We start from the raw sequence: 25,999 nt of genomic DNA, 5'->3' as shown, positions 1-25,999 counted from the left end.
CCATGTCCGGCAGCACTTTCGGTCTCCTGTTTCGAGTCACCAATTTCGGCGAAAGCCACGGCCCGGCCATCGGCTGCGTCATCGACGGCTGCCCGCCCGGGCTGGCGCTGTCCGAGGCCGACATCCAGCCCGACCTCGACCGCCGCCGTCCCGGCACCAGCCGCCACGTCACCCAGCGCAACGAGCCGGACCAGGTCGAGATCCTCTCCGGCGTCTACGAGGGGCTGACCACCGGCACGCCGATCTGCCTGCTCATCCGCAACACGGACCAGCGCAGCAAGGACTACGGCAACATCCTCGACACCTTCCGCCCCGGCCACGCCGACTACACCTACTGGCGCAAGTACGGCCTGCGCGATCCGCGCGGCGGCGGGCGCTCGTCGGCCCGGCTGACGGCGCCGATGGTGGCGGCCGGCGCCGTGGCCAAGAAGTGGCTGCAGGCCCGCCACGGCACGACCTTCCTGGGCTGGATGAGCCAGCTCGGCCCGATCGCGATTCCGTTCGAGGACGAGACGCAGATTCAGCTGAACCCCTTCTTCGCCCCTGGCACCTCGCAGATCGAGGCGCTGGAGACCTACATGGACGACCTGCGCCGTGCGGGGGACTCCTGCGGCGCCCGCATCCAGGTGGTCGCCCGCGGCATGCCGGTCGGGTTGGGTGACCCTCTGTTCGACAAGCTCGATGCCGACGTGGCCTACGCCATGATGGGCATCAACGCGGTCAAGGGGGTCGAGATCGGTGCGGGCTTTGCTTCCGTTGCCCAGCGCGGCACTGAGCACGGCGACGAGATGACCCCGTCCGGCTTCCGCAGCAACAACGCCGGTGGTGTGCTCGGCGGCATCTCGACCGGGCAGGATCTGGTCGTCTCGATCGCCATCAAGCCCACCAGTTCGATCCGCACCCCGCGCGACTCCATCAACCGGGCTGGTGAGCCAGCGACGGTCGAGACCTTCGGTCGCCACGACCCCTGCGTCGGCATCCGTGCCACGCCGATCGCCGAGGCGATGCTGGCGCTGGTGGTGATGGACCATGTGCTGCGCCACCGGGCACAGTGCGGAGATGTGGAGCTGCCGATCGAGCCGCTGCCGGGCCGTCTGCCGGAAGCGGGCTGACGGACGAGGGCGCGGTCGCGGGCGCCCGTTCGCGGTTCAGCGGCGGGTGCTGCCGGCCGCCATGAGGTGGGCCAGCGCGGCCGGGTCCAGCACCGTGGACAGATCCAGCTCCGGCGTGGCGACACCGCGCACCCGCACCAGGCTGCGCAGGAAGCGGGGATCCACCTCGGTGCCCAGGGGCGGGACCGGCTCGTGGTGGGCTTCATCCGCGTCCACCACCTCGTCCACCGCGTCGACCAGCACGCCCATGGCGGGCAGCTCGTCCCGGGTCTCCACGGCGAGGTCGACCATCACGATGCAGGAGCGCCGTCCGATGCTGGCCGCGCCCAGGCCGAGGCGGTCTCCGAGGTCGATCACCGGCACGACCGCGCCGCGCAGGTTCATCACGCCGCGGACGAAGGCCGGCACCATCGGCACCGGGGTCAGCGGGCCGAATTCCAGGATCTCCTTCACCCGCGCCAGATCGATCGTGTAGCGGCCCTGGCCCAGGGCGAAGCGCAGGTACTGGTGCGTGGGATCGGGCATGGGCTCAGGCATGGGGCAGCGTGCCGTCCAGGCCGCAGCGCTGCAGCAGCTCCGCCAGCGCCGGCGGCGCATGGCACAGCACCAGACCACGGCCCTGTCGGGCTCGGCTGAGGCGCAGCGCCAGCAGCAGCTGCAGACCCGACGAGTCGCACGCGGCCACACCCGCCACGTCCAGTGCGTCGTCCGGGCCGGCCTCGGCCAGCCAGGTGAGCAGCTGCTCGCGGCGCCGGGCCGCGTGGCGGATGGTCAGGTCACCGTCGATCGACAAGGCCATCGTCCGCTCACGGGCAAAGCCGTGCCACGGCGTCCACCAGCTGCGAGGGCTGGAACGGCTTGGTGATCCAGGCCCGCACGCCTGCGGCGCGTCCTTCGGCCTTCTTGGCGTCCTGCGACTCGGTGGTCAGCATGATGATGGGCGTGAAGCGGTGGTCGGCCGTGGTCTTGACGTGGCGCGCGAAGCTCAGCCCGTCCATGCGCGGCATGTTGACATCGCAGACGATCAGGGCGGGCGGATGGGTGTCGAGCCGGGCCACGGCATCTTCGCCGTCCACGGCTTCCACCACCGCGTAGCCCGCCTTCTGCAGCGCCAGCTTGACGACCGTTCGGAAACTGCTCGAATCGTCGATCACCAGAATGGTCTTGCCGGCGTGGAGGGGCGTGTTCATGGAAGGGTCCTCGGTCTGAATCAGAAAAACTCGACGCTGCCGCCGGATGCGCCAGTGCTGGCCTGGTCGTTGTGGCGAGCGCGCTGTTCCTGCATCGTGTAGGAACGTTCCAGCTCGGACAGCCAGTGCATCGCATCGGCGTGGCTGGCGTGCTCGTTGCATCGCATCCACTCGGTGAAGCGCTGCATGTCGCTGGTGACATTGGTCAGCGTCTGGTTCAACCGGTCCTGGAACTGCATGCCGACCAGCACGCGCTCCAGATCCTTCTCGATGCGCGCACTCAGCGATTGCAGGGCACAGGCCGCCGCCTCCGGGGGCGTGCGTTCGATGGTGAGCGTGACGAGCGCCTGCCGGGCCTCGACGAGGGCGTGCTCCTGGCGTTCATGGTCGCCGCGCGTGTCGGACGCGACCTGCTGCGACAGCAGCGCCAGCGCCGCGCGCGAGTCTTCCAGCCGCAGCAGGGGTGTGGCGTCCGGGGCGAGGCTGCTGCGCAGGTCGGCCTCGATCGCATCGAGCTGCAACAGGGATTCGGCCAGCTGGGCGAGCAGCTGCTCGCGCCGCTGGTGGGTGACGCCGGTCTCGTCGAGCATGCGGGTCAGCACGGCGTCCTGGCGGGCCTGCACGTCCGCGATGGACACGGCGGCGGCGCCGTCGGGGCCGGGCGTGTGCTGGCTGGCGGCCATGACGCCATCGCACAGCCGCGAGAACGATTCCAGCAGGTCGCCGATGCCGTTTTCGACGGCCGCGCGCGAAGCTTCGACGTGGCGTTGCCACACGGGCACCACCTCGGCGACCATCATGCGGGGACCCTCACCGAGAGGGGGGGCGCCTGGTGTCGGGGCGGTGTCGCAGTCTGACCGGGGATGCAGCGGCATGGGGATGACAGACGAAGTGGAGTGCAGAGTCCCCACTGTCGCGTCTGTCCGCCTTGCGCAATCCCCGAAATTCAGGAGCAATTGAAGGGCAGTTCAGCCCGGGTCGATGTCCGGGGGAACCTCCGGCGGCTGGCGGTCAGGCCGCACCGGTCGGTGCGCCGGCGAGGCTCATCGCTTCGCGCCACAGCCGCGGCGGCACGTGGTGCGTGAGCCGGAAGATGGCCCGCTCCAGCAGCGCCGGGTGCAGCTCGTGCGCGACTTCCTCGGCGATGTCGAGCGTCGCATCGCCGTCGTCCAGCGCCGCCACGTGCTCGAAGGCGGTGGTCGACTGCTGCGCCGGGATGACGCTGTCCTGCCCGCCGTGGAAGAAGTGGAAAGTAGTCAGCGGCGGGGCGGCCTCAGGCAGTTGCGCGAAGCGGCCCGAGAACGCCAGCACCCGCCCGACCAGATCCGGCGCCGCCACGGCCGCTTCGAGCGACACGATGCTGCCCTGCGAGAAACCGACCAACGCGGTCGCTGCCGAACCCACGCCGAGGCGCTGCTGGTGGCCGCGTACCCAGTCGATCAGTGTCGGCACCACGGCCTGCACGCGCTCGGCGCGGTTCTCCTCCGTCACGCCGACGACGGAAAACCACTGGCGGCCCTGCGCGGTGGGGGCCGCGTCGAAGGGCTCGAAGCCGTCCGGCAGCAGCAGCGCCGCCTGCGGGAAGGACTGGCGCAGCACCTTGGCCAGCGGCACCAGATCGTCGGCCGAGGCGCCGACGCCGTGCAGCAGGATGAAGAGTTGGGCGGGCGCGCCGGAGTCCGGCAGGCTCTGCATCAGGCGAGCGGTCATGGGGAATCCTTGGTGAAGCGGAAGCGAAAGCAGATCAGGCGCAGGCCTGCACGATGTCGGCGGCGAAGGCGTCCACCGACTCAGGCGTCGTGTCCCACGAGCACATGAAGCGGCAGCCGCCGCCCGCGATGAACTGGTAGAAGCGCCAGCCCTTGGCCTGCACCCGGGCGATGGCCGCGGGCGAGAGGCGGGCGAACACGGCGTTGGCCTGCGGGGCGTGCAGGCGCTCGACCCCGGCCACACCCTCCAGCGCCCGGTACAGCCGCTGCGCCATCGCGTTGGCGTGGCGGGCGTTGGCCAGCCAGGTGTCGTTTTCGAGCAGGCCGAGCCAGGGCGCCGAGATGAAGCGCATCTTCGAGGCCAGTTGCCCCGCCTGCTTGACGCGGTAGGCGAAGTCTTCCGAGAGCGCCCGGTCGAAGAACACCACCGCCTCGCCGATCGGCAGCCCGTTCTTGGTGCCGCCGAAACACAGCACATCGACCCCAGCGCGCCAGGTGATGTCGCTCGGGTGGCAGCCCAGCGTGGCGACCGCGTTGGCGAAGCGGGCGCCGTCCATGTGCACCTTCAAGTGGCGGCGCTTGGCAATGGCGGCGATGGCGCGGACTTCCTCGACGCTGTAGACGGTGCCCAGTTCGGTGGCCTGCGTCAGGCTCACCACCTTGGGCTTGGGGTAGTGCAAGTCGTTGCGCTTCGTGACCAGCGTCTCCACGGCGTCGGGCGTCAGCTTGCCGAGCTTGGCAGAAGCGCTCTCGCCCTCGGCGGTCAGCAGCTTGGAGCCGTTGGAGAAGAACTCCGGCCCGCCGCACTCGTCCGTCTCGATGTGCGCGACCGGCGTGCAGATCACCGAGTGGTAGCTCTGGCACAGCGAGGCCAGCGCCAGCGAGTTGGCCGCCGTGCCGTTGAAGACGAAGTAGACGTCGCAGTCGGTCTGGAACAGGTCACGCAGCCGCTCCGAGACCTCGTGTGTCCAGCGGTCGTCCCCGTAGGCGGGTTCGTGGCCGCTGGTCTGCGCTTCCATGAACCAGCGCGCGGCGTTCGGGCACATGCCGGCGTAGTTGTCGCTGGCGAACTGCTGGCGGGGCGGCGTGGTTTCGGACGGGGCGGGGTACGGGGTGCTCATGGGGCGGGATTGTCGCGCTGTTTATTTGATGAACGCTGGAATGAACCGGGTGCATGCTGTGTTCACCCTGGTGCGGGCTGGCCTCTGCCGGCTCCACCCGTTCGACCAACCAGGAGATGACGCCATGACCTTGATTCCTTCCTCGATCCGACGTGTCAGCCTCGCGCTCACCGTCTCGGCCACGCTGGTGCTGGGGGCCTGCGCGATGATGGCGCCGCCGCCACCCGCCATGACCGCCGGCGGCATGCTGACCGACGCGGCCGGCATGACGCTCTACACCTTCGACAAGGACGCCGCCGGCCGCAGCGCCTGCAACGGCCCCTGCGCCAAGAACTGGCCGCCGCTGATGGCCCCGGCCGATGCCAAGCCCCGCGGCGACTACAGCGTCGTCACCCGCGACGACGGCACGCGCCAGTGGGCCTACAAGGGTCAGCCGCTCTACACCTGGGTCAAGGACATGAAGGCCGGCGACACCACCGGCGACGGCGTCAACAGCATCTGGCACATCGCCCGTCCCTGAACCAGGCCGCCATCCGTCGCTTTGGCCGATCCGCCGGACTTGATCGTGCACCTGCCGCGCCTGCGGCGGTATGCGCGTGCGCTGACGGGCGACGCCGCCAGCGCCGACGATCTGGTGCAGGACACGCTGGAGCGCGCCTGGGCGCGGCTGCACCAGTGGCGCGCGCCGGTTGAAGGCGACCCGGCGGATCCGTCCGAGCGGCTGCGGGCCTGGCTGTTCACGCTGATGCACAACGTCCACGTGAACCAGCGGCGCCAGCACCACCTGGCCACCGATCCGCTTGACGACATGCTGGACGATCCCGCGCTGCCCTCCGTCAGCGGCGGGCAACTGGAGACGCTGGCGCTGCGCGACATCCACGCAGCGCTGGCGGGCCTGCCGCTGCCGCAGCGCGAGGTGCTGCTGCTGGTCGGGCTGGAGGACTTCAGCTACGCCGAGGCGGCCGCCGTGCTCGATGTGCCGGTGGGCACCGTGATGTCGCGGCTGTCGCGGGCGCGGGCGGCGATGCGGGTGGCCCTGTCGCACCCGGTGGCTACGCCGCGGCCGGGCGTGGCGGCTGGCTGGAAAGTGGTCAAGTGACGTGCTCAAGTGAACAACATGGACGCTGACGTTCAAGCCGACGAACTGCACGCCTACGCCGACGGCCGCCTGCCGCCCGATCGGCGCTTGGCGGTGCAGGCCTGGCTGGCCGCGCATCCGGACGAGGCGGCGCAGGTGCGCCAGTGGCAGTCGCTGAACCAGGCGCTGCACCTGGGCTTCGACGACGTGCTCAACGAACCGTTGCCGCTGCGGCTGGTCCGCGCCGCGCAGGGGGATGCAGCGCCGCCGGTGTCACCGCTGCCGCCGTTGGGCAACGCGAGCCGCTGGCGTCTGTGGTCGCGCGCCGGCTCGGGTCGCGCCGCCACCGCCGCGCTGGTGTTCGGGCTGGTCGGACTCGCCGTGGGCGGTGGTCTGGGCTATCGGCTTGGACAGGGCGGACCGGCCGTCAGCGAGACGGCCGCGGCCTCCGGCCGGTTCGTCCACGACGCCGCGCTGGCGCACGCCGTCTACACGCCCGAGCAGCGCCATCCGGTCGAGGTCGATGCCCGGCAGGCGGACCACCTCGTCGCTTGGCTGTCGAAGCGGCTCGGCACGCCGCTGCACGCGCCGCAACTCGCGCCACTGGGCTACGAGCTGCTGGGCGGGCGCCTGCTCGCGGCGGGGGAAGGGCCGGTCGCGCAGTTCATGTACCAGAACGCGGCGGGCGCCCGGCTGACGCTCTACGTGCGCCGCGCCGCGCCGGCCGGGACCATGCCCGCCGACACGCTGACCGCCTTCCGGGTCGCCCGGGAAGGCGATGTCGAGGTCTTCTACTGGGTCGAGGACGGCTTCGGTTACGCGCTGTCGGGCCGGGTCGCGCGGCCGCAGCTGCAGGCCGTGGCCGAAGCGGTGTACCACCAGCTCACGGCCCCGCCCTCGGCAGCCTCCGCCCCGTGACCGACCTCCGTCATCCTCGCGCATGCGAGGACCCACGCAGTCCAGCCACCGTTGGCGACCTGCGTGGGTGCCCGCCTGCGCGGGCATGACGGGGAGGTGGAGCGACGCCGGTCGCTGCGCTCACTCCCCGGCGTAGTCGCCCACCGGCAAGCACGAGCAGAACAGATTGCGATCCCCGTAGACGTTGTCCACGCGGCCGACCGGCGACCAGTACTTGCCGCGCCGCAGGCTCGCCACCGGATAGGCGGCGGTCTCGCGGGCGTAGGCATGGCCCCAGTCGTTGGCGAGCAGGCTGGCCGCCGTGTGCGGGGCGTTCTTCAGCGGGTTATCCTCGCGCGGCCAGGCGCCGGATTCGACCTGCGCGATCTCGCCGCGGATGGCGATCATCGCGTCGCAGAAGCGGTCCAGCTCGGCCAGCGGTTCGCTCTCGGTCGGCTCCACCATCAGCGTGCCGGCGACGGGGAAGCTCAGCGTCGGCGCGTGGAAGCCGTAGTCGATCAGGCGCTTGGCCACGTCCTCGGCGCTGACGCCGGACGAGTCCTTGAGCGGGCGCAGGTCGAGGATGCATTCGTGCGCCACACCGCCGCCCTTCACGCCGTCGATGCCGCCGCTGAAGTGGATGTCGTAGTGGTCGGCCAGCCGGGCGGCGATGTAGTTGGCGCTCAGGATGGCGATTTCGGTCGCCGACTTCAGGCCGTCCGCGCCCATCATGCGGATGTACATCCACGAGATCGGCAGCACCGCCGCGTTGCCCAGCGGCGCGGCCGACACGGCGCCCACCCCACCTTCGCGCACATCACCCGCCGTCGCATGGCCCGGCAGGAAGGGCACCAGATCCTCGACGACGCACACCGGCCCGACGCCCGGCCCGCCACCGCCGTGCGGGATGCAGAAGGTCTTGTGCAGGTTCAGGTGCGACACGTCGCCGCCGAACTCGCCCGGTGCGGCCAGCCCGACCAGCGCGTTCATGTTCGCGCCGTCCACGTAGACCCGTCCGCCGTGCGCGTGCACGATCTCGCACAGCGTGCGCACCTGCGGCTCGAACACGCCGTAGGTGGACGGGTAGGTGATCATGATCGCGGCCAGATCGGCGGCGTGCTTGGCGCACTTGGCGCGCAGGTCGTCCAGATCGACGTTGCCGCCCGCTTCACACTTCACGACGACCACCTGCATCCCGGCCATCTGCGCCGAGGCCGGGTTGGTGCCGTGGGCGCTTTCCGGAATCAGGCAGACCTTGCGGTGGGCGTCGCCGCGTGAGGCGTGCCAGCCCATGATGGCGAGCAGGCCGGCGTATTCGCCCTGCGAGCCTGCGTTGGGCTGCAGGCTGATGCCGCTGTAGCCGGTGGCCTGTGCCAGCCAGCCGGTGAGCTGCGTGTTCAGCGCGGCGTAGCCGGTGAGTTGCTCGGCGGGCGCGAAGGGGTGGATGTGCGCGAACTCGGGCCAGGTGATCGGGATCATCTCCGAGGTCGCATTGAGCTTCATCGTGCAGGAACCCAGCGGGATCATGCTGCGATCCAGCGCCAGGTCCTTGTCGGACAGCGACCGGATGTAGCGCAGCATCTCAGTCTCGCTGTGGTGGGCGTTGAAGACCGGGTGCGTCAGGTAGTCGCTGGTGCGCTGCAGCGCAGCCGGGATCATCGGCGTCACCGTGTCGGCGTATTGGGCGATGGTCGGCGTGACGCTGCCTTGCGCGAAGACCGTCCACAGCGCCTCGACATCGGCGCGGGTGCTGGTCTCGTCCAGGCTGATGCCCAGCGTGTCGATGCTGGCGGCGCGCAGGTTGCGGCCGGAGGCGACGGCGGCGGCCATCAGCGCATCCCGGCGTTCGCCCGCCTCGACATGCAGCGTGTCGAAGGCGGTGTCGTGCAGCAGGCGCCAGCCCATCACCTTCAGCCCTTCGGCGAGGATGGCGGTCAGCACGGCCACGCGCTGCGCGATGCGCTTCAGGCCAACCGGGCCGTGGTAGACCGCGTACAGGCTGGCGACGACGGCGGGCAGCACCTGCGCGGTGCAGATGTTCGAGGTGGCCTTCTCGCGGCGGATGTGCTGCTCGCGGGTCTGCAGCGACAGGCGGTAGGCGGGCGCGCCGTGGCTGTCGATGCTCACGCCCACCAGACGGCCGGGCAGCGAGCGCTTGAAGGCGTCCTGCGTGGCCAGATAGGCTGCGTGCGGGCCGCCGGCGCCCATCGGCATGCCGAAGCGCTGGGTCGAGCCGAATGCGATGTCTGCGCCGAGTTCGCCCGGCGAGACCAGCAGCGTCAGCGCCAGCAGGTCCGCGCCGACGATGGCCATGGCGCCCGCGGCGTGCGCGGCGTCGATGATCGGCTTCAGGTCACGGAGCTGGCCGTTGACGCCGGGGTATTGCAGCAGCACGGCGAACGCGGGCGCGGCGGCCAGCGACGCGGCGATCTCGGTCGCGTGGACCTGGTCGACCGTGATGCCCAGCGGCTTGGCGCGGGTGCGGATGACTTCGAGCGACTGCGGTAGCACATCGTGGGCGACGACGAAGCGCGTGGCCTTCGACTTGCCCACGCGGGCGGCCAGCGTCATCGCCTCGGCGGCGGCGGTGGCCTCGTCGAGCATCGAGGCGTTGGCGATCGCCATGCCGGTCAGGTCGGTGACCATCGTCTGGAAATTGACCAGCGCCTCCATGCGGCCCTGGCTGATCTCGGCCTGGTAGGGCGTGTAGGCGGTGTACCAGGCGGGGTTTTCGAGCACGTTGCGCAGGATGACGCCGGGTGTCAGCGTGCCGAAGTAGCCGCAGCCGAGGTGGCTGGTCAGCACGCGGTTCTGCGATGCCAGGGCCTTGAGTTCGGCCAGCGCCTGCGCCTCGCTCAGCGGAGCGGGCAGGTCCATCGGCGTGGGGCGGGCGATCGCGCGCGGGATGATGGCGTCGATCAGCGCGCGGCGGCTGGCCGGGCCGATGGCCGCCAGCATGCGCGCCTCGTCGGCCGCGTCCGGGCCGATGTGGCGGGCGGTGAATTCGCTGGCGTTTTCCAGATCGGCGAGGCGGGGCAGGGCGGTGTGTGGCATGGCGGCGGGGCTTCGGGGCAGCGGTTGTTCTGGCGGTTCAGACAAAGGCGCGGCCGCGACCGGGCGGGGGCGCGGTCGGACGGCGTGGTCGGCGGGGGTGGATCAGCCCTGGGTGAGGGCGTCGTAGGCGGTGGTGTCCATCAGCGCGTCGAGCTGCGACGGCTCGCTGAGCTTCATCTTGAAGAACCAGCCGGCGCCCAGCGGGTCGGTGTTGGCCAGCGAGGGGTCGTCGCGCAGGGCTTCGTTGACTTCGGTGACTTCGCCCGACAGCGGGGCGTAGACATCGGCGGCGGCCTTGACCGACTCGACCACGCCAGCGACGTCGCCCTGCGCGAAGCTGGTACCGACGGCGGGCAGGTCCACGAACACCACGTCACCCAGGGCATCCTGGGCGTGGACCGTGATGCCCACCACGGCAGCGGTGGTGTCGGCGGCGTTGATCCATTCGTGGTCGGCGGTGAACTTGAGGGACATGGGAAAGCTCCAGCGAAAAATGGGGATGTGGGGTGCGTTGCGGTGTGATCGGTGTGATCAGCCGCGGAAGTATCGGTGAGGCGCGAAGGGCATCGCGGCGACTTGCATCGGTACGCGCTTGCCACGGACTTCAGCGAACAGCGCGGTGCCGACCGCCGCGTGCGTGGCGGCGACGTAGCCCATCGCGATCGGCTGGCCGACGGTCGGTCCGACGGTACCGCTGGTGACGCGGCCGACGGGCTGGCCATCAGCATCGATGAGGGGGGCGCCTTCGCGGACGGGGGTGCGCTCCAGCCCGCTCAGGCCGATGCGTTTGGTGGTGGCGCCGTGGGTGAGCTGCGCGCCGACAGTGGCATCGCCGGGATAGCCGCCCGCCCGCGCACCGCCGGGCCGGCGCACCTTCTGGATCGCCCAGGTCAGGCCGGCTTCCACCGGGGTGGTCGCGGTGTGGATGTCGTGGCCGTAGAGGCACAGACCCGCTTCGAGGCGCAGCGTGTCGCGGGCGCCGAGACCGGCGGGGGCCACTTCGGGCAATGCGAGCAGGACGCGGGCCAGCGTCTCGGCTTGCGCTGCCGGCACGGAAATCTCGAAACCGTCCTCGCCGGTGTAGCCCGAGCGGGTGATGAAGCACTCGGCGCCGGCCAGCGTGAACGTGCCACCGGACATGAAGGTCAGCGCGGCGACACCCGCGTCCAGCCGTGCCAGCGCCTCGGCTGCCTTCGGACCCTGCAGGGCCAGCAGCGCGTGGTCCGGCATCGGGATGACCTGGCAGCGTCCGCCGATGCGCTCGACGAGGTGGCGTGTGTCTGCGTCCTTGCAGCCCGCATTGACGATGAGGAAGAGGTCGTCCGCCCGGCGTGTGACCATCAGGTCGTCGAGCAGGCCGCCCGCCTCGTTCGTGAAGAAGGCGTAACGCTGCTTGCCGATCGGCAGATCCTGGATGTCCTGCGGCACCAGCGTCTCCAGTGCGGCGGCGGCGTCCGGCCCGACCAGGCGCAACTGGCCCATGTGTGACACGTCGAACAGCGCGGCCGAGTCGCGGCACTGGCGGTGCTCGGCGATGATGCCGGCGGGGTACTGCACCGGCATCGCGTAGCCGGCGAAGGGCACCATGCGGGCACCGAGTTCCAGATGGAGTGCGTGCAGCGGCGTCTGCAGCAGCGGCGAGGAGGGGGTGGCGTCGGCGGTCATGGACAGGCTCTCGAAGGGCAACGGATCTTGAAAGGATCGGTCCACCGATGGTCGGTGGTGGTGCCCTCGCTGTCCGCTTTACCTGAGAGATTGACGCGGCCCCGGTGTGGCCGGTGCCGCGCTTGCCCCTTCGGTGGACCGCGATCGCTGCTGACCTGTGGGTCGACGCAGCGCGCGGTCTCTCTCCAGTGAGGTGACGCCGCCCTGCGGGCGACGTTTGCCAGTCCTTTTGCCTGAGCGTTCGAAACCCGGTTTCAAGGGGCCTCTGCGCCTTCGGCGGCCGGCTCGGGGGCGCGGCTCTCTCCTGGCGGCGTGCAGTTTAACCGCAGATTCACCGTTTCAGGCGGCCGGTTTCGCGGCTTTGTAAGCGGCCAGGTACGGCGCCAGCCGCTGCCCCATCTCGTCGCCGAGCGCCTGCAGCCCGCTCATCGGCCGCACCATCACCTCGAACTCGGTGATCTTGCCGTCCGCATCGAACTGGATCAGGTCCACGCCCTTGAGCGACTTGCCGTTGACGCTGGCGCTGAATTCCAGCGTCACGCTCAGGCCGTCGGCGCTGGCCATCTCGCGGTGGTAGGTGAAGTCCTCGAACACCTTGGCCACGGTGGACAAGATCAGTTGCACCACCTGCGCGCCGGGGTAGGGCGTGTGCGCCATCGGCGAGCGGAAGACCACCTTGCGGTGCAGGATCGCGCCGAGTTCGCTCAGGTCGCCCTGCGCGACCATGCGGTGCCAGTGCGCGAGGCTCTTCGCCACGGCAGTCGGCAGGCGCTCGGACAGCGTGGCGACGGGTGCCGCCTGCGCGCTTGCCTCGGCCGCCGCAGGATCAAAGCCCAGCGCCAGCTCGGTGCCCTGCTTGATCGCGCGCTTGGCGTCCAGCTCGGCGGCCACGTCGGCGCCGCCGATCAGGTGGACGCTGCAGCCCGCCGCCTGCAGCGCGGCTTGCAATTCGCGCTGCGGATCCTGCCCCGCGCACAGCACGACCGTGTCCACTGGCAGCGTCATCTCGCGCTCGCCGACCGTGATGTGCAGTCCGTCGTCGTCGATGCGCCGGTAGGTCACGCCGGGCACCATCTCGACCTGCCGGTTCTTCAGCGAGGTGCGGTGGATCCAGCCCGTGGTCTTGCCCAGACCGTCGCCGACTTTGCTCTCCTTGCGCTGCAGCAGCGTCACCTTGCGCGGGCTCGGTTCGATGTGTGCCGGGGTGAGGCCGCCGCGGTTGGCATACGCGGTGTCCACGCCCCATTCGGCGAAGAACTTGGCCTTGTCGAGGCTCGGGCTGGTGCCTTCGTGCAGCAGGTACTCGGCCACGTCGAAGCCGATGCCGCCCGCCCCGATCAGCGCCACGTCGTGCCCGACCGCGCACTTGTCGCGCAGCACGTCTAGGTAGCCGACCACCTTCGGATGGTCGATGCCGGGGATGTCGGGCGTGCGCGGCGTGACGCCGGTGGCGAGCACGACATGCTGGAAACCGGCGTCCACCAGCTCCTGCGCGGCGACGCGGTGTTTCAGCTTCAGCGTCACGCCGGTGAGCGCGATCTGCTTGCCGAAGTAGCGCAGCGTTTCAAAGAATTCTTCCTTGCCCGGCACCTGCTTGGCGATGTTGAACTGCCCGCCGATCTCGCTGCCCGCGTCGAACAGTGTCACGTCGAAGCCGCGCCGCGCCGCCGTCGTCGCGAACGCCAGCCCCGCCGGCCCGGCACCAACCACGGCGACACGGGCCTTCGTCGTGGCCGGCCGCTCGATCAGGATCGTCTCGTGGCAGGCGCGTGGGTTCACCAGACACGAGGTGATCTTGCCGCCGAAGGTGTGGTCGAGGCAGGCCTGGTTGCAGCCGATGCAGGTGTTGATCTCGTCGGCCCGGCCCTCGGCGGCCTTGCGCACGAAGTCGGCGTCGGCGAGGAAGGGCCGCGCCATCGAGACCATGTCCGCCATGCCGCCCGCCAGGATCTGCTCGGCGACCTCGGGGGTGTTGATGCGGTTGGTGGTGATCAGCGGGATGCCGACCTTGCCCTTGAGCCCTTGGGTCACCCAGGCGAAGGCGGCGCGTGGCACCTTGGTGGCGATGGTCGGGATGCGCGCCTCGTGCCAGCCGATGCCGGTGTTCAGGATCGTCGCGCCCGCGGCCTCCAGCGCCTGGGCGAGCTGGATGACTTCGGCCTGCGTCGAGCCGCCTTCGACCAGATCCAGCATCGACAGCCGGAAGATCAGGATGAAGTTCGACCCGACCCGCGCCCGCGTGCGGCGCACGATCTCCAGCGCGAAGCGGATGCGGTTCTCGTAGGCGCCGCCCCACTCGTCGTCGCGCTGGTTGGTCTGCGCGGCGATGAACTCGTTGATCAGGTAACCCTCGGAGCCCATGATCTCGACGCCGTCGTAGCCCGCGCTCTGCGCAAGGGCGGCGGCGCGGACGTAGTCCTCGATGGTCTGCTCGATCTCGTCGCCCGTCATCGCCCGGGGGCGGAAGGGGCTGATCGGGGCTTTCAGCGCGCTGGGGGCGACCAGCTCGGGGTGGTAGGCGTAGCGGCCGAAGTGCAGGATCTGCATCGCGATCTTGCCGCCCGCGTCGTGGACCGCTTGTGTCACGACCTTGTGCTTGTCCGCCTCGGCCTGCGTCGTCATGCAGGCGCCGCCAGGCATCGGGCGGCCGGCATCGTTGGGCGCGATGCCGCCGGTGACGATCAGGCCGACCCCGCCGCGGGCGCGCTCGGCGTAGAACGCGGCCATGCGGGCAAAGCCGTCTTTCGCTTCCTCCAGCCCGACGTGCATGGACCCCATGAGTACGCGGTTCTTCAGCGTGGTGAAGCCGAGGTCGAGCGGGGCGAGCAGGTGGGGATAGGCGGTGGTCGTTGTCATGGCGTGTCCTTGCTATGCAACCAGTTGCAGGGTGCAGTGAGGGCGCAGTGTAGGCAGGCCGCCGTGACTATGCAACGGGTTGCATGGTTTTCCCGAGGCCCGTAGACTGCGCCGCATGTCCCTGTCCCACGCCGTGCTCACCTCGCTGATCGAGAAGGCCTCGTCCGGCTACGACCTCGCGCGGCGTTTCGACAAGTCCATCGGCTACTTCTGGCACGCCACGCACCAGCAGATCTACCGCGAACTCGCGCGCATGGAAGCCGCCGGCTGGATCGCCTCGCAGCCCGCGCCCGATGCGGGCAAGACACGCAAGCGGCTGTACGAGGTGCTGCCCGCCGGCCGGGCAGAGCTGGCGCGCTGGGCCACCGAGCCGACACCGCCGCCGGATCTGCGCGACGACCTCTCGGTCAAGCTGCGGGCGGAGGCGGCGCTGGGCGAGATCGACCTGTGCACTGAGCTGCGCCAGCGCATCGCCAGCCACGCCGAGCGGCTCGACCTCTACCGCGCCCTGGCGCAGCGCGACTTTCCGCCCGGCCGCCCGCTCAGCCGTGCCGCGGCCATCCAGCACCTGATCCTGCAGAAGGGCCTGCGCTACGAGGAAGGCAATTTGCGCTGGTGCGAGGAGATGCTGGCGCTGCTGGACGGTCAGCAGGGCGACGTCGACGCCTGAGCCTGGCCCAGCAGCCGCGGGAGCTTGGCCTTTGGACAGGCCTGCACCTGCATCAGCCAGTCGTGGTCGGCGCGGCCGGTGCCGGCCGGGCCGCGCAGGTCCTGCTGGATGCGGACCAGCAGCGCCGCGGCCATCTCGGCATCCGCCAGCGCCCGGTGCGCCTGACCTGTGCGGGGCAGGCGGTGGAAATCGACCAGCGTGCCGAGCTTGTGGTTGGGTGCGTGCGGGTACAGGCGCCGTGACAGCATCACCGTGCAGGCGAAGGGGTGCGGCGCGGCCAGCCCGGCCTGCGCCAGCTCGGCCTGCCAGAACTTGCGGTCGAAGGCGGCGTTGTGCGCCACCATCGGCGCGCCGGCGACGAAGCGGGCCGCGTCCGACATGACCTGCACCGCGGTCGGCGCGCTGCGCACCATCTCGTTCGTGATGCCGGTGAGCTGGCTGATGAAGGCGGGGATGTAGACGCCGGTGAACATCAGGCTCTGGTAGCGATCGACCACCCGGCCGGCTTCCAGCAGCACGATGGCCACCTCGGTGGCGCGGTCGCCCATCTGGGGCGAGATGCCGGTGGTCTCGAAGTCGATGACGGCGATGCGGGAGGCGGAGGTGTGGGCGGCAGCAGGCATCCACCAATGATCTCAGAACGGCGAGAACATCACGCCCGCACCCGCCGTGCTGGTCCTCGGGGTCGAGTTCCCAGTAGCGCGAGAGTTCGCTGGGAGGGGCGTCCGCGGCGGTGGCGTGCAGTGGCGCCATCGCGCCGAGCAGTGCGGTGCAGGCGGCCGCAATCGATGCGCAGTGCAGCGGCAGGGCAGAAGTCCGACGACGGCGCCGATGGTAGGGCGTGGTTCGTAACATCGGTACGGATCGGTTCTGTGCTGCGGGTCCATTTGTAAATCGATGTGTCGCCGCCAGGGTGTCACCGCTTGGGCATCGGATGCGCCGAGCGGATGAACGACTCCGAACGACGTGGCGGTGAACGAGTGCCGTAGTGGAAGACGGTCTGACACGGCCCCGCAGTGGGCCAGCAAGTGCTACCCCTGCCACGCCTGTGCCGCGAGCGGAAGCGCATTCAGTTCGACCCGTGCCTCTCGCCACGTGGGGTAGTGCGCATCCAGCAGTGCGACGAATCGCTCGCTGTGCCTGGGCTCGATCAGGTGCACCATCTCGTGCAGGACGACGTATTCCAGCAGATCTTTCGGCTTGGTCACGAGGTCGGTATTGAGTCGAATATTCCGAGCCCGGTGGTTGCAGCTGCCCCATTTGGTCTTCATCTGCTGCAGGAAATAGCCTGTCACCGTCACACCGAGCTTGGGCTCCCACTTGCGAATCAGTTCAGGCACGACGCCGTGCAACTGCGTCCGGTGCCATGCCCGCAGGACCTGTGCCCGTTGTTCTCGCGTGGTACCGGGGCGGACGGCGAGCGTGATCCGTCGGTGATCAAGCGATACGGTCGGCTTTGCCTCACGCTCGATGACCGACAACAGATAGCGCCGCCCCCACAGATAGTGGCTTTCCCGTTCGATGTACTGGCGTGGCGTTTCCCGCGCCTGTGCCTGCAGCTTGTCTCGTTGGTCGCGAATCCAGCCCAGCCTGGAAATCGCATAGGCACGGGCAACCTCCAGGCGCGTCTCCAAGGGAGCGACCAGCGTGACATGCCCTTGGGGCGGGTGTACCGACAGGTGTACATGCTTGACGGCTTTGCGCGTCACGGCGATGTCGAACTCGCCGAGTTCGATGATCTCGGTCACTGATAGCCCGGCTGGTTCTTGACGATGTCGAAGACGGCTTTGGTTGCCGCGCGGTCCTTGTTCATCAGTGGATAGATCGCGTTCACCACCTGCGACTCACGCGCCTGATCACCGTACCACCCCGCAGGGGAATGCTCGCGCACGGTCTGGTCGATCTTGAGCGCCAGCGCGGCCTTGTCGTCGTCCGTGGTGGGGTACTGGAAGGTCGTCGCCGGAATCGAGCCCAGGTTGTTGAAAAGCACCACAGCCTCGTGCTTGCCGTGCAGCGAGACCGGTACCCCGTCTTTGGGCTGCTTGTTGACGAGTTGTTTCACCAGTGTCTCGGCTTGGCGCAGAAATTCCTCATAGGCTGCCGCGTCGGTACGGCTCTGTTTGATGAGATCGTCCAGCAGCTTGGACATCTGCTCGTAGAACATCGGGTCGGTGAGCTGATCGCGGATGATCGTCTTTCGAACGTTGTTGATGATCCCCTCGGCGATGGCGTTCTTGCTGAGCTTGCCCTTGGCATTGAGCTTCCTGGCGATGGCATCGTGGATGCCGGTCTCGATGATCAGCTCCGTCAGCGACATCTCGCCCAGTTCACCCAGCGGGGTGGCTGAATCAGCCTGGATGTAGGTGTTGATGAGGTGGCGCATGTCGGCCTCGAAAGGCTTGATGTCCAACTCCTCGCCCGAGTGCTTCTTGATGGCCGCGCGGGTGTCGGTGTAGAAGTCGACTTCCTTCTTCACCGCCACCGCCTCGGCATCCGAATACCCGGCCTCGGTCAGGTCCTGGGCGATGGCAGCGAAGGCCCGGACAACGTGGGCGACCAGCTTGTAAAACGACACCCGCAGCACCTCGGTGTCGTTCAGCGCGTCGGGATTGGCGGCATCGCCGCAGAAGTAGTGCAGAAACTGTTCGACCTCGCGTGGCATGGCCACTGGCTCGCACAGGTAGTGCAGCGCTTCGCGGGTCGCGTCGAGCTGTTTGCGCCCTTCTTCGAGCCAGTTCTTCAGGTGGACATTGTTGTCGTCGCCGTCACCGCCACCACCTTCGTCGATGTCCAGTTCATCGGAGCTGTAGACCGCAATGGCGTCCTGCACATTGCCGTACAGCTCCTTGAAATCGACGATGTAGCCGTAGTCCTTGTCTGCGCCGTCGAGCCGGTTGGTGCGGCAGATGGCCTGGAACAGGTTGTGGTCGCGCAGCTGGTTGTCGAGGTAGATGTAGGTGCAGCTCGGCGCGTCGAAGCCCGTCAGCAGCTTGCTCACCACGATCAGCAGTTTCAGGTTCGCCGGCTCCTCGATGAAGCGCCGCTTGGTTTCGTCCTCATAGACCTTGGTGGCCTGGCCATGCTTCAGCACGTGCTGCGTGTAGGTGTCGAACTTGTAGCGCTCGTCACTGTCGGCGGGTTCCCTGGAGATCGCGCCGGCGTTCGGCTCGTACGACGTGATGAGGCCGCAGTACCTGCCGAAGTTCGTGTTCTGCAGCAACCGGAAGTAATGGCAGGCGTCGTAGATCGACGCGGCCACCAGGATCGCCGTGCCGCGGCCGTTGTTCAGGCGCGGCTTCAGGCTGAAGTCTTCGATGAGGTTGGCGATGATGCGCTGCTTGCGCTCGCCCGAACTCATCAGCTCCTCCATCGTGGCCCAGCGCTTGCGCACCAGCGCCTTCTGGAAGTTGTTCAAGCCTTTGGTTTTGTGTTCGAACCACTGGTCGATGGCGGCGGGCGAGGTCAGCCGCTGCGGCACGTCGCGGGCCTCGTACTTCAGATCCAGCACCACCCCGTCGGCCACGGCCTGGTGGAACTTGTAGGTGTGGATGTAGGTGCCGAAGACGTCACGCGTCATCTTCTTGTCCTTGCGCAGCAAGGGGGTGCCGGTGAAGCCGATGAAGAGGGCGCTGCCCAGCCAGCGCTTCATCTGCTTGTTCATGTCGCCGCCCTGCGTGCGGTGGCATTCGTCGACGAACACGTAGAAGCGCCCCTGCACCTTGGGCGGCGGCCCGCTCAGGTCGGTGACGTTGAACTTGTGGATCAGCGCGCACAGCAGGCGCGGTGTGGCGGCACTCAGCTTCTGCACGAAGTCGGCCCGCGAGACGATGCGCGGCGAGGGTGCTGACTCGCCGATCACCCCGGCATTTTTCATCACGCCCTCGATCTGCTTGTCGAGTTCATCGCGGTCGGTGACGACGAGGATGCGGGCGTTCGGGTCGTGTTCGAGCAGCCATTTGGCGATCAGCACCATCAGGATGCTCTTTCCGCTGCCTTGGGTGTGCCAGATCACGCCACCCTCCTGGCGGGCGATGCGCTCCTGCGCGGCCTTGACGCCAAAGAACTGGTGCTGGCGTGGCACCTTCTTGTGGCCAGCGTCGAACACCACGAAGTTGCGGATCAGATCCAGCAACCGGGCCTTGTTGCAGAGCTGGGTGAGCGGGCGGTCCAGCAGCGAGCCGGCGGAAGGCGTGGCCGTCACCGCACCGGCTGCGACCAGCGCTTCGTCCTTCCACTCCACGAAGAACTGCTCCGGCGTGCCGGTGGTGCCGTAGCGCAGGCCTTGCGCATCGCTGCCGGCCAGCAACAGCTGCACCGTGCTGAAGAAACCCTTGTTGAAGATTTCTTCCTGGTTGGTGATGAGCTGGCGCACCCCGTCGGCCACCTCCACTGAACTCCGCTTGAGTTCGATGACCACCATCGCCATGCCGTTCAGGTACAGCACCAGATCCGGCCGGCGCTCGAAGCCGCCCTTCAGCCGCACCTCCTCGGCCAGCGCGAAGTCGTTCCTGTCGGGGTGTTCCCAGTCGATGAGGTGCACCGTCTCGTGGGCCTGGCCGGCGGCGATCTGCACGGGCACGCCGTACCGCAGCAACTGGTAGGTGCGCAGGCTGGCCTGGTAGAGCGTGATGCCGGTCGAGTCGGCCGCGGCTTGCAGCTTGTACAGCGCCGCGCTGATGTGGGCGGCGCTGTAGCGACGGGCGGCCAGGTTGGCACGCAGGAGGTCGGTTTCGATGCCGCGGTTGTTCTCGCGCTTGCTCCAGTGGCCCAGGTAAGCGTAGCCCAGGCCGCCTTGCGGTGTCGCCGCCGTGATGCGTTCAACGACGCGGTTCTGAGTCGCTCGCTCGTGGCGTGATGTTCCGGCCATGTGTGTGTCCCCTCCCTTGGGGGTGTTGTCTGGTTTGCGATCAGGCCAGGCGGCTTCAAATGGCTGCCAGCACCGCTTGTTCAAAAGCATGGGCCTGACTGCACAGCGCTTTGACCGCAGCCCAGTTGTCGACCACCTGGCTTGCGAAAGCCCGGTAATCGCGCACCGTCTTCTTGATCTTCTGGCTCTTGGCCAACTGCCCCAGTCTGGCCTCCAGATCAGGGTTGCACTGCGCGCCGGCGAGCAGCGAATGCCCGGGTGGCAAGGTCGCTGCGGCCAGCCAGGTGCCCGTGGATTGAGCGGGCAAGCACAGCACGGTCTTCTGGCCGGCTTGGGCAGCGCCCAGCCAGCTCTTGAGGGTCGTCTTCAACGGGACGACGCTGTCATCCACCGGTGGACAAGGCCGTGCGCAGGGCAGCGCCGCCCAGCCCTTGCTGACCGCCATGGCTTCTACGGTCGGCCCGCACTGGTCATAGCGGCTGCCCGCCACATCGACATCCAAGTGGATGATCAGCAGGTCAACGTCGCCCAGCAATGGGTCGGTATCCAGCGAGCCCGTGTGACGCTGGCTGGCCGCATCACACCATTTCAGTACACCCCCCCAGCCTGCACCCATCTGCGGCTGCGTTGCCTCGGGCTGCAGCTGGGTCAGCACAAACGGCTGCGGCAAGATGGCCTTGAGCGAGGCCTGAATCACTTCGTAGTCCGTCGGCCCTTCGGCCACCAGTGCGATGCGCAAGTCAGACATTGGGCACGGCCCCCAAGTGCCCCATCATCCACAGGCGGGACAGCGGGTATTGCTGATTCATTCCGGCCAGTTCGCCCGACGGCTCGATCCGCCGCACTACTGTCAGGCCATTGCTATTGCGTTCCACCGCGAAGAGCCGGGTTTGCGGGTCGGTCAGATCCAGCCCGTCCAGCACCGCCGGGTTGTGGGCCGTGAAGAGCAGTTGGCGATCGGCCGCGTTGTGCTGCAGCCAGCCTGACAGTCGCGACGTCAGCTTGGCCAGCAGTCGAGGGTTGAGGGCCTGATCGAAGTTGTCGATGGCCAGGATGCCGGGTGCGTCAGGCAGCAGGCACAGCACGGCGCAGAAGATGATGTAGAGCGCGCCCTCGCTGGCGTCGTAGGCCGTCAGTTCGTTGCGGCTCTTGTTCATGAACCTGTCGGTGAATTTCAGCATCAGCTTGGTGCGCGGCACCTTGCTCGACACCAGCGCGGCGCCGTGGCTGGTGGCCTGCACATCGGCCACCCAGTCGATCAGCTCCAGCACCTGGTCGAGCAGCGCGTCACCCGCCTCCTCCTGCGCCTCCAGGTGCTTGCGCAGCGCCTCGAAGCTCTCGGCCAGCAGTCCACCGCTCAGGCCCACGGGCCGGCGTGACTGCATGTCCGGCACCACGCCGCGCAGGGTGGGCGTGTTGGGGCAATAGATGGCGTAGTCCTGCAGGCGCCGCAGCAAGCGGGCGGCCGGGTTGCTGGCTTCCAGATCCACCATCTTGAGCGCCGCCAGGCCCGCCTGGGGGTTCAGATTCTTCTTGTTGCGCACGCCGTCGGACACCACGTCGTTGGTGCCATCGGTCAGCACCTCGGTCTTGTACGACCAGGCCGGCTCGGGCGAGTCCAGCGGGTTCAGCAGCGACACGCGGTAGCCCTCTTGGGCATCGCCTTGCACGCCGATGCCGATGTGGGCCGGCGTGCGCTCGGTGGCAAACGAGCTTTTGTAGAGCCGGGGCAGGCCCGCGCGCACGCCACGGCGCAGCAGGCTCTCGTCGTCCACCACGCCATTGGCGGCGGCGCCCAGCACGCCCAGGGCTTCGAGCACATTGCTCTTGCCGACGCCGTTGGCGCCGATGAAACAGTTCACTCGACCCAGTTCGATGCTGGTCTGGTGTATGGACTTGAAGCCCTGGATCGTCAGCGTGCGAATCATCGTCATATCAACCTCGTTCTGCCTGTCAGCAGCTCTTGCATCATGGCCTGCTTGAGGGCGCGGGTCTTGTCGCGGCGGGTTTCGAGGGCGGAGAGTTCGGCGTCCATGTCGGAGAGGACGGCGGCGATGGCAGTTTGTTCGGGCACGGGTGGAAGAGAAAATCGGAGTTTATTTAGTTCCGCCAGATTCACGACTAATTGGGCTGATCCCGCGCTAGGAGCCAATACCATCCTTCTTCCTACCGGTGAGTTGAGGTAGGAGACTAGGTAGTCCGGCATTATCCTGCTATTGAGGCGAAGCAAACCGACCGCTCTTGAAATGTTCGCGCCTTCAAGCGATACAGGAACTCTTGCTGCTTCACCTGGGTAGCCAACCAACGCGATAACGACGTCGTTTCGCCTTAAAACAGTTCGCTCGTATTCGGCGCTCTTCTCGTGCGACACGAATGGCATATCGCGGCCAATTCGACCGACCTTAATGTCTCCCGCCCTCACCATCGGAATGCCATTACTCTTAAATTCTCCTGCCGTCACGATGCCGTAAGTAGCCTTCACGGTCAGCATATTTCCTAAGTAGAGCCTCTCCCATTTTCCACCAAATCCAGGCAGCCGAGTCTGTCCGGTCAGTAGTTGCTGCGCGGCGGCCTGTTTGAGGTGGCGCTTCTTGGCGATGAGACGGTCTAGGCCGGCCAGCAGGGCATCCACATCGCTCAAGGCTTCGGCGATGGCACGTTGTTCAACAACGGGTGGGCAGGTAACCTGCAGTTGTTCGAATTTTTTCCGTTTAATTCCTTGAGCAGTTGAGCCTGATGAATTTTCAGAAAGTAGTTTTTGGAAATGATCCGACAGCATCAACTGAAATAGGAATGGGCTGAATGCGAGCGTCGGGTTTGCCTTCAGCAAGATGGTGCGCTGACTGAGGATGTACCGTCGTTCATCAGGTATAAGGGCCACATTTCCGAGTGGCGCTTCCGTTGTAAAAACGATGTCGTCGGGCGCGGCGTCCCCGTTGGTCATCCACCTCGTGTAGAGCGCGTCCGAACCGAGGTAACACTCCTCACTAAAGTCGATAAATCCACACTTTACGTTGCGTGCCGAGAGCGCAGGAATATCTCCACCACCCCAATCCATCCCCAGCTTTCGCGGTGTACGGCCTCGGTAGTCGATGATCTTAGAAGTGGTTTCGATAATCGTTCGCGTACTCCACTCAGTCGGTATCACGCCAGCATCAGTCTGCTTGTAGCCAGGCTTCACTTCCATGACGCCCCCATCCGCTTAAGGTGTTCCTCAACCCTGTCGGCGAGCGTCGCCACCTCCTCGGTGAGCTGCGCCATCGGCGCGGCGTAGCGCTCGGCCAGTTCACGCACACGCCCGGTCAGCGTCTGCGACACCCGATCCAGCTCGCCCTGCACCGTGGCCGCCAGCTGCGCCATCCACTTGTCGTCCACCACCAGCGCCTTGATCTCGGCATCGGTGAGCTGTGGGTATTTCTCGCAGGCGAGCTTGTCGAGCGCCGCGTCGGAGTCCTTGACCTGCTTCTTCAGCGCGGTGATCCGTTCGCTCAGGCCGAGCCACTCCTTCAGGATCTTCAGCTCCACCGCACCATCCGGATCCCGGCCAATCTCGCGCACCCGCTCCTTCACCGCCGCAGCGGTGATGCTGTCGTAGCCGGCGAACACGGCGTCTTCACCGCTGTGCTCCTCTTCCAGCTCGGCAAGGCTGGCCCCAGCGGCTTCCGACTCGGCCTGCCGCCCCTCCAGCGCCGCCTGTTCCTTGGCGAAATAGCGGGCCACGATCAAGGGCTTGGGGACCAGGTCGCAGGCCCAGCCCTTGTCCTTGCGCCTGCCCTTCTTGTCGGTCTCGACGATGCGCGCCGGCCGGGCCACCCAGCCGTCAGCGGCGATCAGGTAGGCATCGTCCTGCATCGTCTCGGCCCAGTAGTCCATCAGGTGCTGGTAGACGTCGTAGGCGTCGAGCAGCGACACCGCGCGGAAGCGGGCGAGCAGGTCCTCGGCCAGCACCTCGATCAGCGCCTTGGGCTGGCTGCCCACGCCAAAACCGCCGAGCTGCCGCGTGGCCTCCGCACGCCAGTCGGCAAAGCGCTGCGTCGCGGTCTGGTTGAACGCGGTGAACTCGGCGTGGCCCAGGATGGCGGGCTTGACCTCGGCCAGCGCCAGCTTCAGCCGGGCATAACCCGGCCGCCCAGCGGACTCGAACAGCGTGGCGCGCACGCCGGGCAGCACCGCCCAGTAGGCCGAGAAGGCGTCCAGATCCCGCTCGGGGATGCCGCCGCGCAAGTGGGCGTCGATGTCGTGCAGGTCCTCGGGCTCGGCGCTGTCGATGTAGCGCGGCAGGTTGAGGTTGAAGTCGTTCTTCGCGTCAGCAATCTCGTCGAACGGCACCATGCGGGCATAACGCGGCGTGTCGGTCTGCTTGGTGAAGGTGTCGACGATGCGGTGGATGTCCTGCTCGCGCAGGCGGTTCTTGTTGCCGTCCTTGATGTAGCCCTTGGCGGCATCGACCATGAACACGCCTTTGCGCGCACTGGCGTTCTCCTTGTCCAGCACCAGGATGCAGGCCGGAATGCCGGTGCCGTAGAACAGGTTCGCCGGCAGGCCGATCACGCCCTTGAGAATGCCCGAGCGCACCAGCTGCTGGCGGATCACGGCCTCGGCATTGCCGCGGAACAGCACGCCGTGCGGCAGGATGCAGGCGCCTTTGCCGCTGCTCTTGATCGACCGGATGATGTGCAGCAGATAGGCGTAGTCACCCTGCTTGGTCGGAGGCTCGCCCCAGGCGAAGCGCTGGTAGGCGTCGTGGCTCGGCGTGAGGCCCGTGCTCCAGGTCTTGTCCGAGAACGGCGGATTCGCGACCACGTAGTCGTAAGTGCGGAGCTGCTCGCCGTCCTTGAACTTGGGTGCGGCCAGCGTGTTGCCCGACAGGATGCTGGCGGTCGGGAAGTCGTGCAGGATCATGTTCATGCGGGCCAGACCCGCCGTGGTCACGTCCTTCTCCTGTCCCTCCAGCGTGATGTGCTTGCCCGCCTCGGCCGCTACCTTCAGCAGCAGCGAGCCCGAGCCGCAAGTCGGGTCATAGGCGGTGGTGGCCGCGCGGGTGTTGGCCGGCGAAATGCCGATCACCTTGGCGATGACGCGGCTCACCTCGGACGGCGTGTAGAACTGGCCCTTGCTCTTGCCACTCTCGGTGGCGAAGTGCCGCATCAGGTACTCGTAGGCGTCGCCGAGGATGTCGTCGTGCTCGGCGCGGTTCTGCGAAAAATCCAGCTCGGGTTTCTGGAAGATGCCGACCAGATTGGTCAGCTTGTCCACCATGTCCTTGCCTTCGCCGAGCTTGTTGGGGTCGTTGAAGTCGGGAAAGTCGGTGCGCGCCAGCCGTGCGTTGGCGTCGATCAGCGGCTGGATGATCTGGGTGTTGATCTTGTCGCCGATGTCGATCTTGCCCTTGAGCGCGACCATGTCCTTGAAGCTCGCGCCTGGCGGGATGATCACCGGCGGCGCGAAGTCATCGCTGTCACCGTACTTGTCGGTGATGTACTTGATGAACAGCATGAACAGGACGTAGTCCTTGTACTGGCTGGCATCCATGCCACCGCGCAGTTCATCGCAGGAGGCCCAGAGGGACGAGTAGAGGTCGGACTTCTTGATGGCCATGAATTGCTGTAACAAATATTCTTGAAGGAAAACGCGCGATCTGCCCGGGCTGAAGAGGGTGGATTTTGAGGGCATCGGCGAGCACCAGACCGATCGTGACGCCCCTCAGCGGGATTAAACGGCGCGAAGGACCATGGCGTTGGAGCCCGCAGACAGGCCGCTCGTGCGCGCTGCGCCGCAGT

22 protein-coding genes, 1 pseudogene and 2 riboswitches are annotated in these 25,999 nt (G+C 67.5%); of the genes and pseudogenes, 5 read left to right on the top strand and 18 right to left on the bottom strand.

Features of this window, described 5'->3' with window-relative positions; genetic code table 11:
* The first annotated feature begins 2 nt into the window (after positions 1 to 2).
* The gene (aroC, locus tag AABN02_RS01790; protein WP_338413204.1) at positions 3 to 1,112 is read left to right on the top strand and encodes a chorismate synthase; all 1,110 of its coding nucleotides are present in this window, start codon (positions 3 to 5) and stop codon (positions 1,110 to 1,112) included.
* A gap of 36 nt (positions 1,113 to 1,148) precedes the next feature.
* Here aroC and AABN02_RS01785 read toward each other — a convergent pair whose 3' ends face one another.
* The 6 genes from AABN02_RS01785 to AABN02_RS01760 all read right to left on the bottom strand — a co-directional run bounded on the left by AABN02_RS01785 (position 1,149) and on the right by AABN02_RS01760 (position 5,132).
* The gene (locus AABN02_RS01785) at positions 1,149 to 1,637 is read right to left on the bottom strand and encodes a chemotaxis protein CheW (RefSeq protein ID WP_338413203.1); all 489 of its coding nucleotides are present in this window, start codon (positions 1,635 to 1,637) and stop codon (positions 1,149 to 1,151) included.
* A 4-nt stretch (positions 1,638 to 1,641) separates the two neighbouring features.
* Positions 1,642 to 1,911, bottom strand: coding sequence for an STAS domain-containing protein (locus AABN02_RS01780; RefSeq protein ID WP_338413202.1), 270 nt, complete (start codon positions 1,909 to 1,911; stop codon positions 1,642 to 1,644).
* A 7-nt stretch (positions 1,912 to 1,918) separates the two neighbouring features.
* A complete protein-coding gene (locus AABN02_RS01775; protein WP_338413201.1) occupies positions 1,919 to 2,302 on the bottom strand; it encodes a response regulator in 384 nt (127 codons plus the stop codon).
* 20 nt (positions 2,303 to 2,322) lie between these two features.
* On the bottom strand, positions 2,323 to 3,102 hold the full coding sequence (locus AABN02_RS01770; RefSeq protein ID WP_338413200.1) for a hypothetical protein: 780 nt from the start codon (positions 3,100 to 3,102) through the stop codon (positions 2,323 to 2,325).
* A gap of 211 nt (positions 3,103 to 3,313) precedes the next feature.
* Positions 3,314 to 4,012: an esterase gene (gene ypfH, locus AABN02_RS01765; protein WP_338413199.1), complete on the bottom strand. Its 699-nt coding sequence runs from the start codon at positions 4,010 to 4,012 to the stop codon at positions 3,314 to 3,316.
* 34 nt (positions 4,013 to 4,046) lie between these two features.
* Positions 4,047 to 5,132, bottom strand: coding sequence for a low specificity L-threonine aldolase (locus AABN02_RS01760; protein ID WP_338413198.1), 1,086 nt, complete (start codon positions 5,130 to 5,132; stop codon positions 4,047 to 4,049).
* Between the two features lie 124 nt (positions 5,133 to 5,256).
* On the opposite strand from AABN02_RS01760, the gene AABN02_RS01755 reads away from it, so the two are divergent.
* From AABN02_RS01755 to AABN02_RS01745, 3 genes are read left to right on the top strand one after another with little or no spacing between them, the layout of a single operon-like run.
* Entirely contained in the window at positions 5,257 to 5,652 is a 396-nt protein-coding gene (locus tag AABN02_RS01755) for a hypothetical protein (RefSeq protein ID WP_338413197.1), read from the top strand.
* A gap of 21 nt (positions 5,653 to 5,673) precedes the next feature.
* Positions 5,674 to 6,231: an RNA polymerase sigma factor gene (locus AABN02_RS01750; RefSeq protein ID WP_338413196.1), complete on the top strand. Its 558-nt coding sequence runs from the start codon at positions 5,674 to 5,676 to the stop codon at positions 6,229 to 6,231.
* 18 nt (positions 6,232 to 6,249) lie between these two features.
* Complete coding sequence (locus tag AABN02_RS01745) at positions 6,250 to 7,128, top strand: anti-sigma factor (RefSeq protein ID WP_338413195.1); 879 nt, start codon at positions 6,250 to 6,252, stop codon at positions 7,126 to 7,128.
* A 120-nt stretch (positions 7,129 to 7,248) separates the two neighbouring features.
* On the opposite strand, the gene gcvP is transcribed toward AABN02_RS01745, so the two are convergent.
* The 5 genes and pseudogenes from gcvP to AABN02_RS01720 form a co-directional block, all read right to left on the bottom strand.
* Complete coding sequence (gene gcvP / locus AABN02_RS01740; protein ID WP_338413194.1) at positions 7,249 to 10,161, bottom strand: aminomethyl-transferring glycine dehydrogenase; 2,913 nt, start codon at positions 10,159 to 10,161, stop codon at positions 7,249 to 7,251.
* A gap of 102 nt (positions 10,162 to 10,263) precedes the next feature.
* Entirely contained in the window at positions 10,264 to 10,635 is a 372-nt protein-coding gene (gene gcvH / locus AABN02_RS01735) for a glycine cleavage system protein GcvH (RefSeq protein ID WP_338413193.1), read from the bottom strand.
* A gap of 57 nt (positions 10,636 to 10,692) precedes the next feature.
* The gene (gene gcvT, locus AABN02_RS01730) at positions 10,693 to 11,826 is read right to left on the bottom strand and encodes a glycine cleavage system aminomethyltransferase GcvT (RefSeq protein ID WP_338413192.1); all 1,134 of its coding nucleotides are present in this window, start codon (positions 11,824 to 11,826) and stop codon (positions 10,693 to 10,695) included.
* Between the two features lie 59 nt (positions 11,827 to 11,885).
* Positions 11,886 to 12,025: riboswitch (glycine riboswitch) on the bottom strand.
* Positions 12,026 to 12,037: 12 nt separating this feature from the next.
* Positions 12,038 to 12,143: riboswitch (glycine riboswitch) on the bottom strand.
* Between the two features lie 22 nt (positions 12,144 to 12,165).
* Entirely contained in the window at positions 12,166 to 12,552 is a 387-nt protein-coding gene (locus AABN02_RS01725) for a nuclear transport factor 2 family protein (protein ID WP_338413218.1), read from the bottom strand.
* A 111-nt stretch (positions 12,553 to 12,663) separates the two neighbouring features.
* A pseudogene (locus AABN02_RS01720) lies at positions 12,664 to 14,682 on the bottom strand (NADPH-dependent 2,4-dienoyl-CoA reductase); the annotation flags it as partial.
* 115 nt (positions 14,683 to 14,797) lie between these two features.
* On the opposite strand from AABN02_RS01720, the gene AABN02_RS01715 reads away from it, so the two are divergent.
* Positions 14,798 to 15,352, top strand: coding sequence for a PadR family transcriptional regulator (locus tag AABN02_RS01715; protein ID WP_338413191.1), 555 nt, complete (start codon positions 14,798 to 14,800; stop codon positions 15,350 to 15,352).
* On the opposite strand, the gene AABN02_RS01710 is transcribed toward AABN02_RS01715, so the two are convergent.
* The 7 genes from AABN02_RS01710 to AABN02_RS01680 all read right to left on the bottom strand — a co-directional run bounded on the left by AABN02_RS01710 (position 15,328) and on the right by AABN02_RS01680 (position 25,817).
* The gene (locus AABN02_RS01710) at positions 15,328 to 15,975 is read right to left on the bottom strand and encodes a 3'-5' exonuclease (protein ID WP_338413190.1); all 648 of its coding nucleotides are present in this window, start codon (positions 15,973 to 15,975) and stop codon (positions 15,328 to 15,330) included. The genes AABN02_RS01715 and AABN02_RS01710 overlap by 25 nt on opposite strands.
* Positions 15,976 to 16,383: 408 nt before the next feature.
* Complete coding sequence (locus AABN02_RS01705) at positions 16,384 to 17,100, bottom strand: SprT family zinc-dependent metalloprotease (RefSeq protein WP_338413189.1); 717 nt, start codon at positions 17,098 to 17,100, stop codon at positions 16,384 to 16,386.
* The gene (locus AABN02_RS01700; protein ID WP_338413188.1) at positions 17,097 to 20,219 is read right to left on the bottom strand and encodes a type I restriction endonuclease subunit R; all 3,123 of its coding nucleotides are present in this window, start codon (positions 20,217 to 20,219) and stop codon (positions 17,097 to 17,099) included. Before AABN02_RS01700 ends, AABN02_RS01705 begins: the two co-directional genes overlap by 4 nt.
* A 55-nt stretch (positions 20,220 to 20,274) precedes the next feature.
* A complete protein-coding gene (locus AABN02_RS01695) occupies positions 20,275 to 20,958 on the bottom strand; it encodes a hypothetical protein (protein ID WP_338413187.1) in 684 nt (227 codons plus the stop codon).
* A gap of 1 nt (position 20,959) precedes the next feature.
* On the bottom strand, positions 20,960 to 22,153 hold the full coding sequence (locus AABN02_RS01690) for an AAA family ATPase (RefSeq protein ID WP_338413186.1): 1,194 nt from the start codon (positions 22,151 to 22,153) through the stop codon (positions 20,960 to 20,962).
* The gene (locus AABN02_RS01685) at positions 22,150 to 23,406 is read right to left on the bottom strand and encodes a restriction endonuclease subunit S (protein ID WP_338413185.1); all 1,257 of its coding nucleotides are present in this window, start codon (positions 23,404 to 23,406) and stop codon (positions 22,150 to 22,152) included. Before AABN02_RS01685 ends, AABN02_RS01690 begins: the two co-directional genes overlap by 4 nt.
* Positions 23,397 to 25,817, bottom strand: a complete 2,421-nt coding sequence (locus tag AABN02_RS01680) for an N-6 DNA methylase (protein WP_338413184.1) — start codon at positions 25,815 to 25,817, stop codon at positions 23,397 to 23,399. Before AABN02_RS01680 ends, AABN02_RS01685 begins: the two co-directional genes overlap by 10 nt.
* Positions 25,818 to 25,999 lie beyond the last annotated feature (182 nt).

It is taken from the genome of uncultured Sphaerotilus sp., assembly GCF_963924895.1.
In the GTDB taxonomy this organism is placed as follows: domain Bacteria; phylum Pseudomonadota; class Gammaproteobacteria; order Burkholderiales; family Burkholderiaceae_C; genus Sphaerotilus.
The sequence above is the reverse complement of the archived record's forward strand: the minus strand, read 5'-3'. Positions and strand labels throughout refer to the sequence as shown.

What these genes read in the sequence shown, in the direction of transcription:
- AABN02_RS01700 (WP_338413188.1), bottom strand. Translation starts at nt 20,219, where the DNA reads ATGGCCGGAACATCACGCCACGAGCGAGCGACTCAGAACCGCGTCGTT.
- ypfH (WP_338413199.1), bottom strand. Translation starts at nt 4,012, where the DNA reads ATGACCGCTCGCCTGATGCAGAGCCTGCCGGACTCCGGCGCGCCCGCC.
- AABN02_RS01710 (WP_338413190.1), bottom strand. Translation starts at nt 15,975, where the DNA reads ATGCCTGCTGCCGCCCACACCTCCGCCTCCCGCATCGCCGTCATCGAC.
- AABN02_RS01690 (WP_338413186.1), bottom strand. Translation starts at nt 22,153, where the DNA reads ATGACGATGATTCGCACGCTGACGATCCAGGGCTTCAAGTCCATACAC.
- aroC (WP_338413204.1), top strand. Translation starts at nt 3, where the DNA reads ATGTCCGGCAGCACTTTCGGTCTCCTGTTTCGAGTCACCAATTTCGGC.
- AABN02_RS01770 (WP_338413200.1), bottom strand. Translation starts at nt 3,102, where the DNA reads ATGATGGTCGCCGAGGTGGTGCCCGTGTGGCAACGCCACGTCGAAGCT.
- AABN02_RS01780 (WP_338413202.1), bottom strand. Translation starts at nt 1,911, where the DNA reads ATGGCCTTGTCGATCGACGGTGACCTGACCATCCGCCACGCGGCCCGG.
- AABN02_RS01745 (WP_338413195.1), top strand. Translation starts at nt 6,250, where the DNA reads ATGGACGCTGACGTTCAAGCCGACGAACTGCACGCCTACGCCGACGGC.
- AABN02_RS01775 (WP_338413201.1), bottom strand. Translation starts at nt 2,302, where the DNA reads ATGAACACGCCCCTCCACGCCGGCAAGACCATTCTGGTGATCGACGAT.
- AABN02_RS01715 (WP_338413191.1), top strand. Translation starts at nt 14,798, where the DNA reads ATGTCCCTGTCCCACGCCGTGCTCACCTCGCTGATCGAGAAGGCCTCG.
- AABN02_RS01760 (WP_338413198.1), bottom strand. Translation starts at nt 5,132, where the DNA reads ATGAGCACCCCGTACCCCGCCCCGTCCGAAACCACGCCGCCCCGCCAG.
- AABN02_RS01785 (WP_338413203.1), bottom strand. Translation starts at nt 1,637, where the DNA reads ATGCCCGATCCCACGCACCAGTACCTGCGCTTCGCCCTGGGCCAGGGC.
- AABN02_RS01685 (WP_338413185.1), bottom strand. Translation starts at nt 23,406, where the DNA reads ATGGAAGTGAAGCCTGGCTACAAGCAGACTGATGCTGGCGTGATACCG.
- gcvT (WP_338413192.1), bottom strand. Translation starts at nt 11,826, where the DNA reads ATGACCGCCGACGCCACCCCCTCCTCGCCGCTGCTGCAGACGCCGCTG.
- AABN02_RS01725 (WP_338413218.1), bottom strand. Translation starts at nt 12,552, where the DNA reads ATGGTCGCGCAGGGCGACCTGAGCGAACTCGGCGCGATCCTGCACCGC.
- AABN02_RS01680 (WP_338413184.1), bottom strand. Translation starts at nt 25,817, where the DNA reads ATGGCCATCAAGAAGTCCGACCTCTACTCGTCCCTCTGGGCCTCCTGC.
- AABN02_RS01755 (WP_338413197.1), top strand. Translation starts at nt 5,257, where the DNA reads ATGACCTTGATTCCTTCCTCGATCCGACGTGTCAGCCTCGCGCTCACC.
- gcvH (WP_338413193.1), bottom strand. Translation starts at nt 10,635, where the DNA reads ATGTCCCTCAAGTTCACCGCCGACCACGAATGGATCAACGCCGCCGAC.
- gcvP (WP_338413194.1), bottom strand. Translation starts at nt 10,161, where the DNA reads ATGCCACACACCGCCCTGCCCCGCCTCGCCGATCTGGAAAACGCCAGC.